This window comes from Sporosarcina sp. P29 (assembly GCF_002743265.1).
Classification (GTDB): Bacteria; Bacillota; Bacilli; order Bacillales_A; family Planococcaceae; genus Sporosarcina.
Map to the genome: position 1 here is coordinate 16769 of NZ_PDYX01000002.1, position 16791 is coordinate 33559.

A 16791-nucleotide genomic window follows, 5' to 3' on the forward strand; every position below is an offset into this window, starting at 1 on the left:
TTTTTAAAGAATGAAGTGAACGAAAGCGTTATCAATTGCATATAAGCTTTTGTAAGTAAACCATGAAGATATGAACTATGAATGAATTAGAGAACTTTTTCATTTTCTACTATTCAGTATCAAGGACTCCATTATTAATAGTAAGCAGATTCTTTTTCTAATTTGAATACTTTTTAAACAAGGGGTAGAAAGTAAAGAGGTTATTTAAAAGGAGTAAATGGGTGAGGAAGTGAAAGCTATAGATATGAGGACTTTGATTTTAGGAATTCGATATGGATGTGTTTTTTGAAGGCGAAATTGAATTGTTTATATTTTTCTTAGAGGCGATTGATCATGTTCTGAGATTCGTGAATATGTTAAATGTTGGCGCACTAAAAGGAAAGAAACATTAACTATTTCATTCCACATGTATCATTTCTACTTATATCTGATAAAAAATATATTATTCCGGTAAATACGGACTAATATAAAAAGCGAATTCTTGTAATCGATCCTCATACTCCGAATTAATCCGTTTCGTGTATTTCATAATGGCGCGAGTCAGTAGCGCTCTAGTCTCAGCAAAGTTGTATTCGCCTTCCTGTTGATTAAAGATGGACTTGACTGGTTTGATCGTAAAAAAATCATCCACTGTTGCGCTGCTATTTAGCTCCATATAATTAAGTGTATCGACTGACAACACGCTGTATACACGTGCTAGAAGATCTTGATCTCCATCGTTTTCATCCGCCACTACCTTTGCTAACTGGTTGATGCTGCGTGGTCCATTATGAAGCGCGTGCCACTTAGGTATAAATCTCCTTTTGTCACGTTGTTGCAATTCATTATATTGAGTCACTACTTCCTTTAACTCGTCTTTCATTAGTTCCATTTGATGTTGTTGAATGGTCAAAGGGCAAATTAACGGACGAATTGTTTTGACGTTTGATTGATCTCTTGTGTAGTGTCTGTAAATGATAGTAGATTCCTTTCAATTATATAGTTTCATATAAAAGGGCGTGTCCTCTAGGTTAGTAAGTTACCTAGAGGACACGCTTTTACATTTTTGAGACGTAGGTCGGACCGTTTCGATAGGATATATGTATCGATACTCTCGATCGATGGTTTTTACTAGATTACTCTTTGACTTCACCCACTTGGAAATATTGATTCTTAAAAATATTTACCAAGTTCAAGTGATAATGATACACTTATACTCAAGCGATATATTGATTCTACTGGAGGTAGATTCCATGAACTGGGTTGAGATTCTTTCATTAAATGTAGGGAAACCAAAAGAAATGGATTTTGGAAAAAAGTCTGTTTCGACTGGTATTTTTAAAGTGCCAATTTCTCAAACAGTCTTTTTATCCTCTAGGAACTTTACCGGTGACGGTCAAGGTGATCTCGTTCATCACGGCGGTGTTCATAAGGCGGTTTGTGTGTATCCACATGAACATTATTCTCATTGGGAACGCGTCTTAGAAAGAACGCTTCCGTATGGTGCGTTTGGTGAAAACCTTACCCTAACAGGGATGACGGAAGAAGACGTATGTATCGGTGACTCTTTTCAGCTCGGTGAAGCGATGGTTCAAGTGAGTCAGCCTCGCCAGCCTTGTTTTAAGTTGGCGCTTGTCTATGAACGAAAAGATTTACCGCTTCTTGTACAAGATACAGGTTTTACAGGCTTTTATTTCCGCGTGTTGCGTGAAGGGTTGGTTTCGCCTATGGATACATTAATTCCGTTAACACGCCAAGTACATGCTATTTCAGTATCGGAGGCGAATCGGCTGATGCATCATGATAAACAGGACTTGGAAGGTGTTCGTCGGTTGCTGGAAGTTGAGGAACTGTCTCCGAGCTGGCGCAAGACGTTTGAAAAACGGGTGGCGGGTCAGGATGTAGATACTAGCGAACGGATTTCTGGTGAAAAGTGAAGTGGGTATTGGATCCACATGTAGTAAACTGTAGTTTATTTCACGAGAAGAGGTATAGGATATGGAAAATGATAAAATACGAACTATGACTACGTGGTTCAGAAACTGGTTTTTGGATAATAAAGTAGTCGCGATATTATTGATTTCCTTATTAATTTTATTGAACTTCCTAGTCTTTTCTAAAGTTATGTACATGTTTCATTTTGTAAAAGAGTTTCTCGGTGTAGTGGCATTACCTATCATCATGGCGGGAATTCTATTTTATCTATTGAATCCATTGATCGATATGCTGGAAAGAAAGAAAATCAAGCGGGTTTGGGGGATCGCACTAGTCTTCGTGGTCATTAGTGGTTTAGTCGCATGGGGTATTATCATACTGATTCCGACTATACGCGAACAAGCGACTAGCCTCATTCAAAACTGGCCAGAATATTGGAATAAATTAGTAGCACAATTCGATAGCTTGTTGAGTAGTAGTATGTTTTCTCAACTACAAGGAAAGTTGGACGATATCGATCAAAACATTATCAAGTCGATAACAGAACAAACGAATGGCTTCATGGACTCTGCTTTCTCGGGGATTGGCAGCGTACTCGGAACGGTTACGAATGTGGTCATCGCATTGCTGACGATGCCGGTCCTTTTATTCTTTTTATTAAAAGACGGACGCGATTTGCCGTATCATATGATGAAACTTTTGCCGACGAAGATGCGTGCCAATACGTATAAAGTATTGAAAGAAATCAATATGCAAATTAGCCAATATATCAGAGGTCAATTATTAGTAGCATTTTTTGTAGGATTGATGTTCTGGATTGGTTTGGCAATTGCGGGCCTTGAATATGCCGCTTTACTTGCGATATTAGCCGGAGTCCTAAACTTGGTTCCGTATTTAGGGTCGTTCCTGGCAATTATCCCGATTGTCATCATTGCGTTAGTTTCTTCGCCTTTCATGCTTGTTAAAGTAATCATTGTGTTCGCAGTTGAACAAGCACTTGAAGGTAGATTGATCCAACCGTTGATTTTGGGTAGTAATTTGAAAATACACCCTGTCACTATAATTATCGTGTTGTTAACGGCTGGAAAATTATTCGGTGTACCCGGTGTTATTTTAGGTATTCCCGCTTACGCTGTCATCAAAGTACTTGTAGAACATATTTTCAAGTGGTATAAATCCTATTCAGGTCTTTATGCAGAGGCATATAACCCTGCGCCTAAACCGAACGTTCCCATTGAAAAAAGGAAAGTGAAGAAGCGTAAAAAATTTAATTTTTGGAAAAAACGTTAGACTTTGCCGTTAATGAAAAAGTACAAGCCCGAAATGAGATAGCTCCTCATTCCGAAGTCAATAGGGCGTTAAATAAACAGAGCGTATCTTCTAGGTTAGTACATTACCTAGAAGATACGCTCTAAAAGTATTGAATTCATAAAGATGATTTGCATAATAAATTGGAAAAGCGCCCACTTCTTCGAACATCGTTCATTTCCCCTTGCAAAGTGCCCATAATCCTAGAACGCCACCCACAACTACGGTTAACGCGGTTAGTTTCTTCCTATCCAGAGTAGACTCAAACCTCACCTGGTCTGGTGTGATGACATATACGCCAATGGGTTTAATAGTAAAAGCACCGCCGCTACCGTCACCACCCCCACCTACTGCATATTTAACTTTCGCCACAGGGACTACTTTTTGCAAACCAAGTTCGATCGGTTCCCCGTATATGAAGGTCACGTCTTTTTGGTTGGCAAATTTATTAAAAATCGTATTAATGGGTGTTTCACTATACTCTTTCTTCCCAGCAAACTCGTTCGGTTGAGTTTGTCCATTATTCATGTCTATTCCCTCCTCTCTTTACTCATTCGCCTTCTTCGGTCAATCACCTTCTATAAGACGCTTACTGATGATTTATTATTTCATTTTAATTAAAACCTCTTTTAAGTAGATGAAATATAGTTTATATAACACTTAAAGGTGTTACAATAATACATAACACTTTAAAGTGTTATATGAATCGGAGGTATCCATGATGAATTCACAAGAGAAATTAGAAGAAATCCGTAAAACCGTTGTACTTCATGCGCCGCTTGAAAAAGTTTGGCAGGCGGTTTCTACATCAGAGGGCATGGCAGCGTGGTGGATGCCCAATTCACTTAAACCAATAGTAGGTCATGAATTTGTACTTCATACAGAGCAATTCGGGGATTCTCCTTGTAAAGTAACAGAACTTCAACCACCTACTCGTTTAGGCTTTAATTGGGGTAAAGATTGGCATGTTTTAATTGAATTGAAAAAATTGAGCGAAGAGGAAACAGAGCTTACGTTAATACATTCTGGTTGGGATGCAAATAAAGTAACTGAATTTGAACAACCTCATACAGTTGTTCGTGGATTTATGGAGAGCGGTTGGGAACGTATTGTCAAAGAGAAACTTCCGGCTATTTTGAAGGCTTAAAAGTGGTGAACCCAACTAAGCAAGATGTTTTCCAAGCGATTTCTGATCCGACTCGTCGTAGTCTGTTAAAATTGCTTGCCGAAAAAGAATTATCCATCACTGATATTGTGGAGTTTTATCCGATAAGCCGAACAGCAATAAATAAGCATCTTCATATTCTTTTTAATGCGGGCCTCGTCAGACGTCAGAAGGTGGGAAGGGAAACTCGCTATAAGCTTACTTCTGAACCACTAATTGAACTAAAGGACTGGCTTAGTTTCTTTGAACAGTATTGGGATAAAAACTTGCTCGCTCTTAAAGAATATGTAGAGAAAAATAATGATTAGCTAGTAGTGGAACCGAGTATAGGAAATGTAAATTCCTCGGTTCCTTTTACATGATTCGGTTACGACTTTGTCATTATTTAATTACTTGCCTTAACTCATCTGTCATTTGCTCAACTAATTCTGGTCTTCCATGAAATTGAGCAGGTGTATTTTGGAAGAGCTCAACTTTCCAATTGCCGTCTTTGTGAACAGTAACTAGAGTTTGTAGTGCATTTACTGTGGGCTCAATATCTGTTTTCCCAGGTGGAATCATCCCGGCAATGGCTTGTACGATTGCGGTATCCTTTCCAATTACACGAACGTCTTTCACTTTCGTCACAAAAGGCGCAGTGGGATGGTTTTCAAAGATTGACGTAAGATGCGATAAAATTTCCTGTCGTCCAACCATTTTACTTCCATCAAAACCAATTTGAATGCCTTGTTCCGTAAATAGTTCAGCCATTCCTTTTGCATCACGGTTGTTCCATGCGTCTATTAATTTTCCATAAAGACTAGTCATTCGATCTTCGTTAGAAATATTCATGCACTGTTCCCCTTTTTTCATATATATTATTTCCCTTACTTCGTCTCTTGTATAACGGGTAGCCACTACGTACTTCACTAATTGGTATGTGATTTCGATTTGATAATAGTTTCACTAATAAACCCCATTATGATGCCGACACCGATCGGAAGTAGTGAAATTTCAGTATGCGAAAGTGAGAAATTAAAGATAAGAATATCTATATTCCCTATAAAGCCTATTACATATAGTACTATCATCGTTCCAAATGAAACGAGTAACGGAATCCAAAAGGACTTATTCACAACTCCACCTCCCGATCTAGTAGATTGTCAGTGATGTATTTATTATGAAAACTAGTATTCTAATCTACTTGTTCTTTCACGTTGTACACATATGGCTCCTTAAATGCGATCTTCTCTAGACATTTCTTACGATAAAGTATATCATTTTTCCGCTAAATTATCTAACTACTCTGTCTTTCATTTTATTGAACACAGATCAAACCCGTCAATAGAAAAGCTTGTATTTGAAAATAAAAAACATCTATATAAGTCACAAATGGAGAGGCTTGCGTGATCTCATTTGTTTCCTATACAGATGCTACTCTACATATTAATTTAAATAGAAAGAGCTATTCCTTTTCATCAATAAGGGTCTGCTTTATGACCTTTGTCCACTGCATCTTTCACAGCCGATTTAGAATCGGGCGTTCCTTGTCCGAATTTTGATTGACCCGCGTCACGGCCAGGGACGTTAGGTTCTGCCGCCATCCCTTCGAACTCTTTCATTTTCTGTTCAATACCTGCTTGTACAAGACGTCCGTATTCAAAATCCGCTTGTGTGAAGTGATCGATCATTGCTTTTTGAATACGTACATCACACGCTGCGAGCGCTTCGGAGAGGTTATTAATTAATTCCTCTCGTTCCCATTCTTCAAACTGCCGGAACGTCTCGCCTGCTTGTCCATAATTATTCGGTCGGTCAATCGGTGCGCTCATCGCTGCTGCATTATACGTAGGTCTATGCGGAGGTCGACTTTCTCCTGTTGCTTCCTTAAATCCACCGAGCATGGAGGGTTCATAATTAATATGCGGATTGTCTCCCGACTCGCTTGGGTCTCGATGATCCATTTGACCACGTTGCTGGTTTGTCCGAACTTCTTTTTTGGGTGCATTAACAGGTAACTGGAGATAATTCGTGCCGATACGATGACGCTGTGTATCGGAGTACGAGAATGTACGACCTTGAAGCATTTTATCGTCGGAAAAATCCATTCCGTCTACAAGTACTCCGGTCCCGAAAGCGGCTTGCTCGATGTCCATATGAAAATCATCAGGGTTGCGGTCTAACACCATCTTCCCTACTGGCAACCAAGGAAACTGCTCTTCCGGCCAAAGCTTTGTATTATCAAGCGGATCAAAATCCAGTTCTGGGTGGTATCCATCTTCCATAATTTGCACAAAAAGTTCCCATTCAGGGTATTCTTTACGTTCGATCGCTTCAGATAAATCTTGCGTCGCATGCGCAACATTTTTCGCCTGAACGGCATCCGCATCTTCCTGAGTTAAATTACGAATGCCTTGTTTTGGCTCCCAATGATACTTCACTAGAACTGCTTCACCTTTGTCATTGACCCACTTGTATGTATTCACACCTGAGCCTTGCATGTGACGATACGTGGCGGGAATGCCCCATGGTGAAAACAAAAACGTGATCATATGGATAGATTCTGGTGATCGAGAGACAAAATCAAACATGCGTTGTGGATGCGGTATATTAGAAGCTGGATCGGCTTTGAATGCGTGAATCATATCAGGAAACTTCATCGCATCTCGAATGAAAAAGATCTTTAGATTGTTTCCTACCAAGTCCCAGTTGCCATCTTCTGTATACATCTTCACCGCAAACCCTCGTGGATCCCGTGCAGTTTCGGGCGAATCTTTAGCGCCTGCTACAGTAGAGAAACGAGCGACTAAAGGCGTTCTCTTTCCAGCACCCGAAAACACTTTGGCACGGGTGTACTTTTCAACTGGCTCGTCCCCTGCTTTGCCATACGTTTCAAAATATCCAAACGCACCCGAACCTCTCGCATGGACGACTCGTTCAGGTATTTCCTCACGATCAAAATGAGAAATTTTTTCGATAAAATGATAATTCTCGAGTGTAGCCGGACCACGGTCACCAATTGTCCTGATATTTTGATTATCCTGTACTGGATGCCCTTGGCGTGTCGTAAGTATTTCTCGCTCTTCCATTTGACCGTCATTCTGTTTACGTTGTTTCTTTTCCACTGTATTCCTCCTCGACAAAGTGCTTTCTAATTCTACCGACAGTATGACCCGAACAGGAATAAGATAAACACCTACACTTCACTTCGAGAGAAACGGTACAATTCGCACGCAAGGCTTCCAGAATACTGCTTGTTGTATATATTTTAAATGCTTCCACGTTTCCCGGGAAATCTCAGAAGGTCGGATTGAGCAGGGGTAGGAAGATAGTGAATTGAATACAAAAAGCACCGGCTCACTGAACAATGGATAACTGTTCGGAGAGCTAGTGCCTCTTGTGAAACTATGAATGAAACTTTTCTACCGTTGTTATACGTCTACCATTTCTAGAAATTGCAGCGTTCGATCATTTGTGGAGTGATTAAAGAATGTCTCTGGATCAGAATCTTCAATGATGACTCCTTCGTCTAGCATAATGACTCGGTCTGCCACGTTTTTCGCGAACTTCATTTCGTGTGTCACGACGATCATCGTCATCCCTTCCTCTGCTAGGTTTTGCATGACTTGCAACACTTCCCCAACGAGTTCGGGGTCTAAAGCAGAAGTCGGTTCGTCGAATAACAAGACTTTCGGTTCCATGGCAAGTGCTCGAGCAATCGCCACACGTTGTTTTTGACCACCGGATAATTTATTAGGATAGACTGCCGCTTTTTCGGATAACCCTACCTTTTTTAATATCCCGTGTGCCATCTTTTCCACTTCTACTTTGTTTAATTTTTTGACCATCAGAGGTGCTTCCATAACATTCTCTAATACAGTTTTATGTGGGAATAAATTAAAGTGTTGGAACACCATCCCGACTTCCGCACGGATTTTCGCCAAATTGTCTTTTTTCTGATTGACTTGCTTTCCATCAATTGTAATAACGCCTTCATTCGTTAATTCTAAAAAGTTTAAACAGCGTAAAAAAGTACTCTTGCCTGAACCACTGACCCCTATGAGCACCACTACTTCTCCACGGTGTACTTCCATGTCAATACCTTTTAACACGTTCAAATCTCCAAATGACTTATGAATATTTTCTGCTTTAATCATCGGATCTGCCCCCATTATTTATCCACATCCAATTTATTCTCATACCATTTTAATAGAGCGCTGAAGATTAGGACGAGAATTAGATAATAAAGACCAACTACGAGAAACGTTTCAAATTGTTTAAAGTTAGAGGCGGCGACGCGATTGGCCAAACCGAATAATTCAGATACACCAATAACATAGACTAGAGACGAATCTTTCAATGTGATGATGAATTGGTTTCCGAGCGGCGGAATGGCACGTCGTAAAGCTTGTGGAAAGACGATCCGTCTCATCGTTAATGAACTATTCATACCTAGTGCAAGACTCGCTTCACGTTGACCTTTATCAATTCCTTGAATAGATCCACGGAAGATTTCCGCAATATACGCACCATTATGAACACCTAGTGCAATCGCACCTGCCCAAAAGTTATCTAATACGATAATCGATGTGATCCCAAAGTATAGAAACATAATTTGAACAATTAACGGAGTTCCACGAATGAGCGTTATATAAATATTCGCGATCGTCTGCAGTATTTTGGAGTTTGAAATCTTCATCAGTGCGAAAATAACACCTAAAATCATCCCAATTACAACTGCAATCGCTGTGATTTCAATCGTTAATAGACCTGCTTGTAAAAATCCTTTGTACGTATTTTTGAATACGTCAACAAATGTTAGTATAAACTCAGGCACCGGCACACCAACTTTCTAAGAAATAGGTGGAGATTGTAGTTATTCCAATAACTCGACACCTTCTAAATCAATATCTAGTAAATTACGACCGAACCATTTATCTGAGATTTCCTCATACGTCCCGTCATCCATCATCTCTTGTAATGCCTCATCAAGTGCTTTTGTTAATTCTGGATTTTCTTTATTTACCGCAATGGAAGGTTGTTCTACCCACATCGGCTTGTCGACCTCTTTGATTTCAAATCCATTATCGATCGCTTCATAGCCTACGATGTCCGCAGTAATTACTGCATCTAAACGACCTTTAACCGTTAAATCTTTTAACGCTACTACATCACTGCTGTAATACTGGACATCATCCGATAATTCTTTAGCGGGTTCTTCATATGTGGACTGAGCTACTACACCGATTTTCTTACCATCTAAATCTTCTGGAGATGTAATTTCTTCATTATCCTTTGCAACGAAAATCATGCCACCTGAATAATAATAAGGCTCAGTGAAGTCCGCTTGTTCTGCACGTTCTTTTGTATAAGCCATAGAACCAATAATTGCGTCAAACTTATTTCCAACTAGACCTTGTAAAATTGTTTCAAATGGATTCGTTACGGGATTGGCTTCAAGACCCATTTTCTCAGCAAGTGCATTTCCTATTTCTATATCAAAGCCTGTAAGTTTACCGTCTTCTTCAAAACTAAATGGTTTGTACACGCCACTTGCAGCGAATGTAAATTTACCTTTATTTACTAATTTATAGCCTTGATCTTCAGTAGTATCAGATGTTTTCTCTTCGTCGGTACCACACGCAGCAAGCACTAACACAGATGCTGCTAGTAATAGAATCATCATTTTGATTTTTTTCATTTTCCCAAACTCCCTTTTTAGTTAGCACTATCGCTACTTTTTACTTTTCATTAGTGATTTCTTTTTTCAGTGATTTTCTATTACGGACGTGCTTTCTGTTTTCGAAGTACTAGTATGGATTTCTTTCGTGGATAAATCTTTATTTCGATAATTTGAAAACGCTTACAATTACTATTGATGAATGCGGTACTCCATACTATTAATATATCTAGCCTCCTTTTCATCGTGATTCATTGCATACTAAACTCATCATAGAATCGAAGTAGATTTTGGATCTTTATCACACTATCCTCACTTTCTAACTAGTAAGTTATTTACTATTAAACCATGATACCATAGAAAAGTGAACGATTAATTTTATATTCACATAATCTTTTTATCCAACACAATAAATATAATCTTTCTATTTTCACTACGTTACGACTATGTAACTACATATCATGTAGAAGCTATACAGTAAAAGTTTTCTTTTATATATCCTCCAAAATACATTTACTCATTCACGCTTTTCTTATTCTCTTTCTTCAAACCTTTAATATTTTTCTTGATTTTTTTACTCTCTATTTTCTTTTCCTTTTTCTCTTTTCTATCTTGTACAGACTTTTCCATTTCATCATCCAATGAATCGGTATCGTTTATAGCATTTTCACCAAACCAGTCCACTACTTTATTTTTTGCGAGCTGTTTTGTATTTGCATCAATATACGTAGCGACGACTAGTAAAGCTCCCACTACAATGGCCAAATCATCGGAATATCCTACGATTGGCGTGAAGTCTGGTATAAAATCTAACGGCAAAATGAAGTATCCTAGAGCGCCTAAAATAGTAGACTTTACTTTCTTCGGGACTGTCGGCTTTTTAAATGTATAGAACAGTAATAGAGCCCCATACGTTAACTTAACTCCTGCTTGTTTACCAAACTTCAGAATTTTATCCCAAAACTTTTCCTCGGAGAAATGCTTAGAATAGTCCTCGTTGTTTTTGACCAAGATAATACCTACCTTCTTTTATTTTCTGAGTTTGAGTGTCTTATTATTTTCATTTGTGACCTCTACGACTCGAAACGTTCGTTTGGTCATATGTATACCCTTCATTCCCGGTATTCTAACCATGGTATTTTATTAGTAAATGCTCTTGCTGTGCTTTTGAAAAATTTTCATTTTTTAAAATCGTGATGTGTAATTAACTAGCCGTAACTAGTTCTCTCACAACAATCCACCGCATTCTTTATGCTATGATACGTATACTACATAGCGATTTACGGAGGATTCCACATGAAAAAAGTTGCAATTATTCAAGATTTATCTTCATTCGGTAGATGTTCACTCACTGCCGCGATTCCTGTTCTTTCCGTGATGGGCGTGCAAGCGTGTCCATTACCTACAGCGGTTTTGTCTGCACAAACAGAATATCCGAGCTATTACTGCCATGATCTTACGAACGTCATGCCACGCTATATGGAGGAGTGGAAGAAGCTCAACGTTTCGTTTGACGGTATTCATACCGGCTACATTACGGGCAAAGAGCAAATTCACCATATCCTCACGTTTCTCGATAGCTTTTATTCTAATCGGACGCTTTTGCTCGTGGATCCGGTGCTTGGCGACAATGGAAAAGCGTATGATAATTTTGACGAAGAACTTCTTGAACAAATGAAAGTTCTTGTCGCGCGGGCGGATATTATTACGCCGAACATTACGGAATGCTGTTTGCTGACCGGTTGTAGCTATGACGTCTTGCATAGTTGCGTGGATGAACAAGATTACTTGAAGATTATCGAAGACGCAGGTAGACAACTACAACAGACAACTGGCGCTGAAATTATCATTACAGGCATTCAGCCACCTAGCCGGCAACATTCTATCGGCAATATGTATATTAACGAGACAGACACTCTCTTTAATACGGTGCCGTACAATGGTAAAAGCTATTCAGGCACGGGTGATTTATTTGCATCGGTATTGATGGGTAGCCGACTTCGTGGTGTAAGTATGGAACAAGCGATCACGCTCGCAAAGGAATTTTTGCTCACTGCCATTGAGGATACTGCTTTAGAAAATACACCGGTAGAGGCGGGAGTAAATTTCGAGAAATATTTGCGAATGTTATTGTGAGACCTACATATTAAAAAAGCACCGACCCACGAAAAAATATCGTGGATCTGGTGCTTTTTTATGAACTTCATCGTTTCATTTTCATTAGCATACAGAATCATTGGATTTCGGTACCGTAAGCCCGAACAGAGGCCGGAGATATAATGCTAAGAACGTTCCAGCAAGTGCGAGAATCCCCCAAATATATCCGTGTAAACTAAATGATGCGATGCCGCCGAAGTAGGCACCAATATTACAGCCGAATGCCAGACGTGCGCCATAGCCCATCATCAAACCACCAATGACAGAAGCTGCGAAATTACCAGTTGTTACGCGTGTGAATTTGAATAAACCACCTGCTGCTGAAGCGACGAAAGCTCCGATAATAACGCCAAAGTTCAGTACCGTAGTGGAATCAGTGAAAATAGATGCTTCTAGCGCAGACGCGTTGGCTCCTTGCCAATACCCCCAACTCGCTACATCAAAGCCTATGACAGAAGCTATTTTGGAGCCCCATAACGCGAAAGCAGAAGTAATGCCCCAAGGCGTACCACGCGTCATGAGCGTTAATGCGTTTAAAACCGCTAATACAATCGCAGCTGCAAACAAAGGCCAAGATCCGCGGAAAATTCGTTTCCAACCTCTTTCAGTAGGAAGTGCTGCCATTTTAGGTGCTTTTTTCTTTTTCTCAATCAGTAAAGTAATCCAAGCAATGAATCCGAATAGCGCAATGGAGACAAGCCAAGCGCCACCATAGCCTAAACCAGTGGAAGTGGCCAATGAAACCGGAGCGAATGCAGGCATTTCTTCCGTCCAGAATGGTAAGTGATACGCGCCAACTGTAGCACCAACAATAAAGAACGCAAGTGTTACGAACATAACTGTACGTCCGCCACCTATCGCATACAGTGTACCGGAAGCACACCCACCACCTAGTTGCATGCCGATTCCAAAAACAAAAGCACCTACGAGGAGGCTAACACCTACAGGCGAAACATAGCCGGCGACTGGGCCGCCAAAAAATGTCGTGCCATACGCTAAAATCGGTGCGAATAACGTAACCGCTATTGCCAGCATCAGCATATGCGATCGCATCGCTTGGCCGTTTCCGACTGATGCCATGCGTCGAAATGCTGACGTAAAGCCAAAGCGTGCATGGAACAAAGTGAAGCCAAGCAATAACCCAATGCCAAGAAGCATCGATTGAGAGATATGCTGAGTGGCTAGCAAATAAGCGAATAATGCGACTGCCACAAGGACCCCACCCGCAATCAGTAGTTTTTGCGGTGGGTTTAATAGAAGATCATCTCGTTCAACAGGACCTTTTACGTCGTTGACGGGTTGTACTTTTATAGTAGTCAATGCAAAACATCCTTTTCCTATTAATTTAGTAAGTATATTAATTCATATTAGTATTATCGGGTTTTAAAGTCAACTTGTTGAGCTTATTATAATTCTTTCATCGCTTCCTAGTAAACTGCATAAAAAAATCCTTAACCCTAGTACCAGGATTAAGGATTTTTCTATTATTTTATTTCTTCTACATCTTCTCGCGGTGTCGCACGGTACACGATAAACGACAGTACAACCGCCACAAGTGACATGGCAAACGCGATAAAGTACACCAATTCCACTCCAGCAACGAGTGCCAGGTCAGCAGTTAATGCGTCTTCAGGCGTCGTAGATTTCTTTAGAAAGTGTAATTGTCTAGCATTCATAATACTAATGAACACCGACACACCAATAGCTCCAGCAACAGGTTGCAGCGTCGACATCACTGCTGTACCATGCGGATATAATCGTTTCGGCAACTGATTCAATCCATTCGTCTCTGCTGGCATCATAATTGCGGAGACACTGAGCATAAGCAAGATATAGCTCGTGACGACAACCCAAATCGGTGTATCGAGTGTCAATCGGCTCATCATGAACATCGTTCCACTAAGCACAAACGTCGCAGGTATCATCAACACACGCGGGCCGAATTTATCGAATAATGACCCCATGAATGGTGACATTATACCATTTAAAATACTGCCCGGCAGTAGGATCAAACCTGCTGTCGCTGCGCTCAGTGCGAGTGGTCCTTGCATATAGATGGGCAAGATGATTTCAGAAGCGAACATCGCCATAATAATAATCAAGAACAAGAACACCGCGTGCGTGAACATCGGATAACGGAATACACGCATATCCATGACGGGCTCTTTCAACTTGAGCTGTCTTATAGCAAAAAGTGCAATTCCGATTACACCGACTCCGATCAACAGCAAAACGCGAGGGTTCGCAAATCCATCTGCACTTTCACCAACCGAACTGAATCCATAAACGAGTGATCCGAAACCAATTGATGAATACACCAATGAAATATAATCAATTTTCGGTTTTGTAACTTCCGTAATATTGATCAAATATTTGTAGCCGAATCCGATTGAAAATAATGCAAATGGAATGACGAGGATGAATAAATAACGCCATCCGAGATATTCCACGATCACACCTGATAACGTGGGACCAATCGCTGGTGCGAACATAATGACGAGTCCGATGATTCCCATAATCTTACCGCGTCTATGCGGTGGATAAATGAGCAAGAAAACGTTAAAGATGATAGGCATCAATAAACCTGTTCCGACAGCCTGAATGAGTCGCCCCGTTAATAGAATCGGAAATGTCGGAGCACTCGCCGCCACGATCGTTCCAATCGTGAAGACGGTCATTGTACCGAGGAATAATTGCCTCGTCGTAAACCATTGTAAAAGTAAAGCCGAGATCGGGATAACGACTGCCATGACAAGCATGAAGCCTGTTGCCATCCATTGCACAGTCGGTAACGTAATGGAAAATTGCTCCATTAGTGTGATCAGTGCGATGTTCAATAGTGTTTCATTCAAAATGGCGAAAAAGGCACCGATAATGAGTGCCAACATGATGGGCAGTACTTTCATATTCGGGTTATCCGCCAAGTATTCGTATTTCTGTTCTTCCATCTGAAAACCTCTTTCGTTGATCTCGTGAATTCGGCAATATAGTTACCGTTCATTTACTCTTATCATGCTTTTTTATAGGCGATGTGTCAATCTTTCTGAATCCAAAATGGCGATCTTTTTTCCATAGATTTATTATCTCTTTTACGCATGCTATCTAGCCTAAATACTCTCCTCCACTAAAATCCAATACAGGTGATTGAGGTACGCGCCTTTGCATGTTTTCTACAGGAATAGCTGGTTGTTCATTCAAATAATTTTCAAAGTTCGTCGGGTTAAATAACGTCGAAGGACGTAAGTACGCTCGGAATTCGGGATGGGTATTCCACTGCGACACTTTGAGATCAATGACTTGTACAAAATCCTGTTGTGTATAGCCTTCTTTCACTCTTGCGCGAATAAATTTCTTTGTTGCTGCAGATGTTGCTTTAAATTGCTTACCGGTTTTCTCGTTCAGATAAGCAATGACGAAAAGCGTAACGTCGAGAGGCTTCTCGACAAGATCATTATTCTTTATTTTTTTAAGTTCTTTAAGTTCTTTGGTTATAGGCCGTACCAGAGTGGTACAGTCCTTCGTTTCACTTTGGTACGACACAGCGTTTCGAAGTGAAACGTCCGGTGTATCAGATTGAAACGTCGCATCGTCTTCTTTTTCATTTGGTGATGTATCAGGTTGAGACATCGCATGAGGTATGTCTAGCTCACTTTTTGCTGGCATGGCTTCTTCAAACGACGTGTCATCTTGAATAGACAAAACAGGTAGTTTAGTATAATCAATCCGATACCATTTCGTCTTATCAATTTTCATTTTGTTATATTGTGAAGTCGAAATGAGGTATCCTTGCTTTTCCAAATTATAAATCGTGCGTTTGATCGTCATACATGACAAAAATGAAAATTCCTCCTGCCATTGATCAACTGTTTTATACACCCACTGATATTCGTCGCGCACATTTTTTGAAATAAGTGAACGGAAATGCAATTGCTGCAGAAATAACGCTTCATTTAACCCAACTAAATGCACAAGTGACGGTAGTAATTGTAACGGCTGTTCATTGATTAATAACTTCATACTGAATTCCTCCTAAAATGTCTGTAAGTGATAGCAATTCACCACTTCACTTACTATATAGAGGACTTTTTGCGTAAGGATACTCCTTTTTAAACTATTTTTTCTAGCTACAAAACTGTACGAAAAAAGAGCGGAAGCATAGGGCCTCCACTCACCTGTAATACATATTAGTTGATAGTCACTACTTCCTCGCTCGCTGGTTGAAGCAAATATACCGCATTCGACTTGCATACTTCGTAATCCACGAGATACATCTTTTCTCCGAAGTTCAGTCGCTTCGAATAAATATAGCCGGACTTCTCCAGTTTTCGTATCGCTCGGATAATCGTAGCCATTGACCAGAAATTCATCACCGAATGCCACTCTTTATACGATCTGCTTACCCACTGCGTTCCTTCTTCGATATCATTTGGACCAAAAGACAGCTCATGGATTTGCTGCAAGAACATCGATTCATTGAGTCCGATCTTCGCCGCTGTGTGTGGATGAAATTGCAGAAATGGTTCATGGATAATTTGCATACTAGTTTCCCCCTACTAACTTGTTGTAAGTGGCAGCTATTTGCCTCTTC

Annotated in this window: 18 protein-coding genes; 5 read left to right on the top strand and 13 right to left on the bottom strand. The window is 40.1% G+C overall.

The features are described 5' to 3' along the window. Positions 1-442 precede the first annotated feature (442 nt). Positions 443-862, bottom strand: a complete 420-nt coding sequence (locus CSV68_RS01935; RefSeq protein WP_099661364.1) for a hypothetical protein — start codon at positions 860-862, stop codon at positions 443-445. Between the two features lie 370 nt (positions 863-1232). On the opposite strand from CSV68_RS01935, the gene CSV68_RS01940 reads away from it, so the two are divergent. Both CSV68_RS01940 and CSV68_RS01945 read left to right on the top strand, forming a co-directional pair. After that, positions 1233-1916, top strand: a complete 684-nt coding sequence (locus CSV68_RS01940; protein ID WP_099661365.1) for an MOSC domain-containing protein — start codon at positions 1233-1235, stop codon at positions 1914-1916. A gap of 61 nt (positions 1917-1977) precedes the next feature. After that, positions 1978-3204, top strand: a complete 1227-nt coding sequence (locus CSV68_RS01945) for an AI-2E family transporter (protein ID WP_099633485.1) — start codon at positions 1978-1980, stop codon at positions 3202-3204. A gap of 192 nt (positions 3205-3396) precedes the next feature. Here CSV68_RS01945 and CSV68_RS01950 read toward each other — a convergent pair whose 3' ends face one another. Beyond that, positions 3397-3750 carry a hypothetical protein gene (locus tag CSV68_RS01950; protein ID WP_099633486.1) on the bottom strand — a complete coding sequence of 118 codons (354 nt, stop codon included), beginning with the start codon at positions 3748-3750 and terminating at the stop codon, positions 3397-3399. 193 nt (positions 3751-3943) lie between these two features. Here CSV68_RS01950 and CSV68_RS01955 point away from each other — a divergent pair, with 193 nt between their 5' ends. Beyond that, positions 3944-4369: an SRPBCC family protein gene (locus tag CSV68_RS01955; protein WP_099633487.1), complete on the top strand. Its 426-nt coding sequence runs from the start codon at positions 3944-3946 to the stop codon at positions 4367-4369. Between the two features lie 2 nt (positions 4370-4371). Further along, a complete protein-coding gene (locus CSV68_RS01960; RefSeq protein ID WP_099633488.1) occupies positions 4372-4695 on the top strand; it encodes an ArsR/SmtB family transcription factor in 324 nt (107 codons plus the stop codon). A 73-nt stretch (positions 4696-4768) separates the two neighbouring features. Here CSV68_RS01960 and CSV68_RS01965 read toward each other — a convergent pair whose 3' ends face one another. The 7 genes from CSV68_RS01965 to CSV68_RS01995 all read right to left on the bottom strand — a co-directional run bounded on the left by CSV68_RS01965 (position 4769) and on the right by CSV68_RS01995 (position 11057). Then, a complete protein-coding gene (locus CSV68_RS01965) occupies positions 4769-5218 on the bottom strand; it encodes an SgcJ/EcaC family oxidoreductase (RefSeq protein ID WP_099661366.1) in 450 nt (149 codons plus the stop codon). A gap of 77 nt (positions 5219-5295) precedes the next feature. Beyond that, positions 5296-5502 (bottom strand): ATPase, encoded by a 207-nt coding sequence (locus CSV68_RS01970; protein ID WP_099633490.1) that lies wholly within the window; start codon positions 5500-5502, stop codon positions 5296-5298. A 342-nt stretch (positions 5503-5844) separates the two neighbouring features. Then, positions 5845-7455 (bottom strand): catalase, encoded by a 1611-nt coding sequence (locus CSV68_RS01975; protein WP_099661476.1) that lies wholly within the window; start codon positions 7453-7455, stop codon positions 5845-5847. Between the two features lie 342 nt (positions 7456-7797). Further along, positions 7798-8523 (bottom strand): amino acid ABC transporter ATP-binding protein, encoded by a 726-nt coding sequence (locus CSV68_RS01980; RefSeq protein ID WP_099661477.1) that lies wholly within the window; start codon positions 8521-8523, stop codon positions 7798-7800. A 14-nt stretch (positions 8524-8537) separates the two neighbouring features. Then, complete coding sequence (locus CSV68_RS01985; RefSeq protein ID WP_099633603.1) at positions 8538-9203, bottom strand: amino acid ABC transporter permease; 666 nt, start codon at positions 9201-9203, stop codon at positions 8538-8540. Positions 9204-9242: 39 nt separating this feature from the next. Next, the gene (locus tag CSV68_RS01990) at positions 9243-10058 is read right to left on the bottom strand and encodes a transporter substrate-binding domain-containing protein (protein ID WP_369823490.1); all 816 of its coding nucleotides are present in this window, start codon (positions 10056-10058) and stop codon (positions 9243-9245) included. Between the two features lie 501 nt (positions 10059-10559). Then, the gene (locus CSV68_RS01995) at positions 10560-11057 is read right to left on the bottom strand and encodes a YkvA family protein (protein WP_233192842.1); all 498 of its coding nucleotides are present in this window, start codon (positions 11055-11057) and stop codon (positions 10560-10562) included. A 285-nt stretch (positions 11058-11342) separates the two neighbouring features. On the opposite strand from CSV68_RS01995, the gene CSV68_RS02000 reads away from it, so the two are divergent. Then, positions 11343-12182, top strand: a complete 840-nt coding sequence (locus tag CSV68_RS02000; protein ID WP_099661368.1) for a pyridoxamine kinase — start codon at positions 11343-11345, stop codon at positions 12180-12182. An 84-nt stretch (positions 12183-12266) separates the two neighbouring features. Here the strand turns inward: CSV68_RS02000 and CSV68_RS02005 are convergent, their stop codons facing one another. The 4 genes from CSV68_RS02005 to CSV68_RS02020 form a co-directional block, all read right to left on the bottom strand. Continuing rightward, entirely contained in the window at positions 12267-13523 is a 1257-nt protein-coding gene (locus tag CSV68_RS02005) for a YeeE/YedE family protein (protein ID WP_099633494.1), read from the bottom strand. 164 nt (positions 13524-13687) lie between these two features. Beyond that, complete coding sequence (locus CSV68_RS02010; RefSeq protein WP_099661369.1) at positions 13688-15151, bottom strand: MDR family MFS transporter; 1464 nt, start codon at positions 15149-15151, stop codon at positions 13688-13690. Positions 15152-15305: 154 nt separating this feature from the next. Beyond that, positions 15306-16220, bottom strand: coding sequence for a conserved phage C-terminal domain-containing protein (locus CSV68_RS02015; protein WP_099661370.1), 915 nt, complete (start codon positions 16218-16220; stop codon positions 15306-15308). A 167-nt stretch (positions 16221-16387) separates the two neighbouring features. Continuing rightward, positions 16388-16741 (bottom strand): hypothetical protein, encoded by a 354-nt coding sequence (locus CSV68_RS02020; protein ID WP_099633497.1) that lies wholly within the window; start codon positions 16739-16741, stop codon positions 16388-16390. Positions 16742-16791 lie beyond the last annotated feature (50 nt).

What these genes read in the sequence shown, in the direction of transcription:
- CSV68_RS02015 (WP_099661370.1), bottom strand. Translation starts at nt 16,220, where the DNA reads ATGAAGTTATTAATCAATGAACAGCCGTTACAATTACTACCGTCACTT.
- CSV68_RS02000 (WP_099661368.1), top strand. Translation starts at nt 11,343, where the DNA reads ATGAAAAAAGTTGCAATTATTCAAGATTTATCTTCATTCGGTAGATGT.
- CSV68_RS01945 (WP_099633485.1), top strand. Translation starts at nt 1,978, where the DNA reads ATGGAAAATGATAAAATACGAACTATGACTACGTGGTTCAGAAACTGG.
- CSV68_RS01935 (WP_099661364.1), bottom strand. Translation starts at nt 862, where the DNA reads ATGAAAGACGAGTTAAAGGAAGTAGTGACTCAATATAATGAATTGCAA.
- CSV68_RS02010 (WP_099661369.1), bottom strand. Translation starts at nt 15,151, where the DNA reads ATGGAAGAACAGAAATACGAATACTTGGCGGATAACCCGAATATGAAA.
- CSV68_RS01965 (WP_099661366.1), bottom strand. Translation starts at nt 5,218, where the DNA reads ATGAATATTTCTAACGAAGATCGAATGACTAGTCTTTATGGAAAATTA.
- CSV68_RS01975 (WP_099661476.1), bottom strand. Translation starts at nt 7,455, where the DNA reads ATGGAAGAGCGAGAAATACTTACGACACGCCAAGGGCATCCAGTACAG.
- CSV68_RS01940 (WP_099661365.1), top strand. Translation starts at nt 1,233, where the DNA reads ATGAACTGGGTTGAGATTCTTTCATTAAATGTAGGGAAACCAAAAGAA.
- CSV68_RS01955 (WP_099633487.1), top strand. Translation starts at nt 3,944, where the DNA reads ATGAATTCACAAGAGAAATTAGAAGAAATCCGTAAAACCGTTGTACTT.
- CSV68_RS01980 (WP_099661477.1), bottom strand. Translation starts at nt 8,523, where the DNA reads ATGATTAAAGCAGAAAATATTCATAAGTCATTTGGAGATTTGAACGTG.
- CSV68_RS02020 (WP_099633497.1), bottom strand. Translation starts at nt 16,741, where the DNA reads ATGCAAATTATCCATGAACCATTTCTGCAATTTCATCCACACACAGCG.
- CSV68_RS01950 (WP_099633486.1), bottom strand. Translation starts at nt 3,750, where the DNA reads ATGAATAATGGACAAACTCAACCGAACGAGTTTGCTGGGAAGAAAGAG.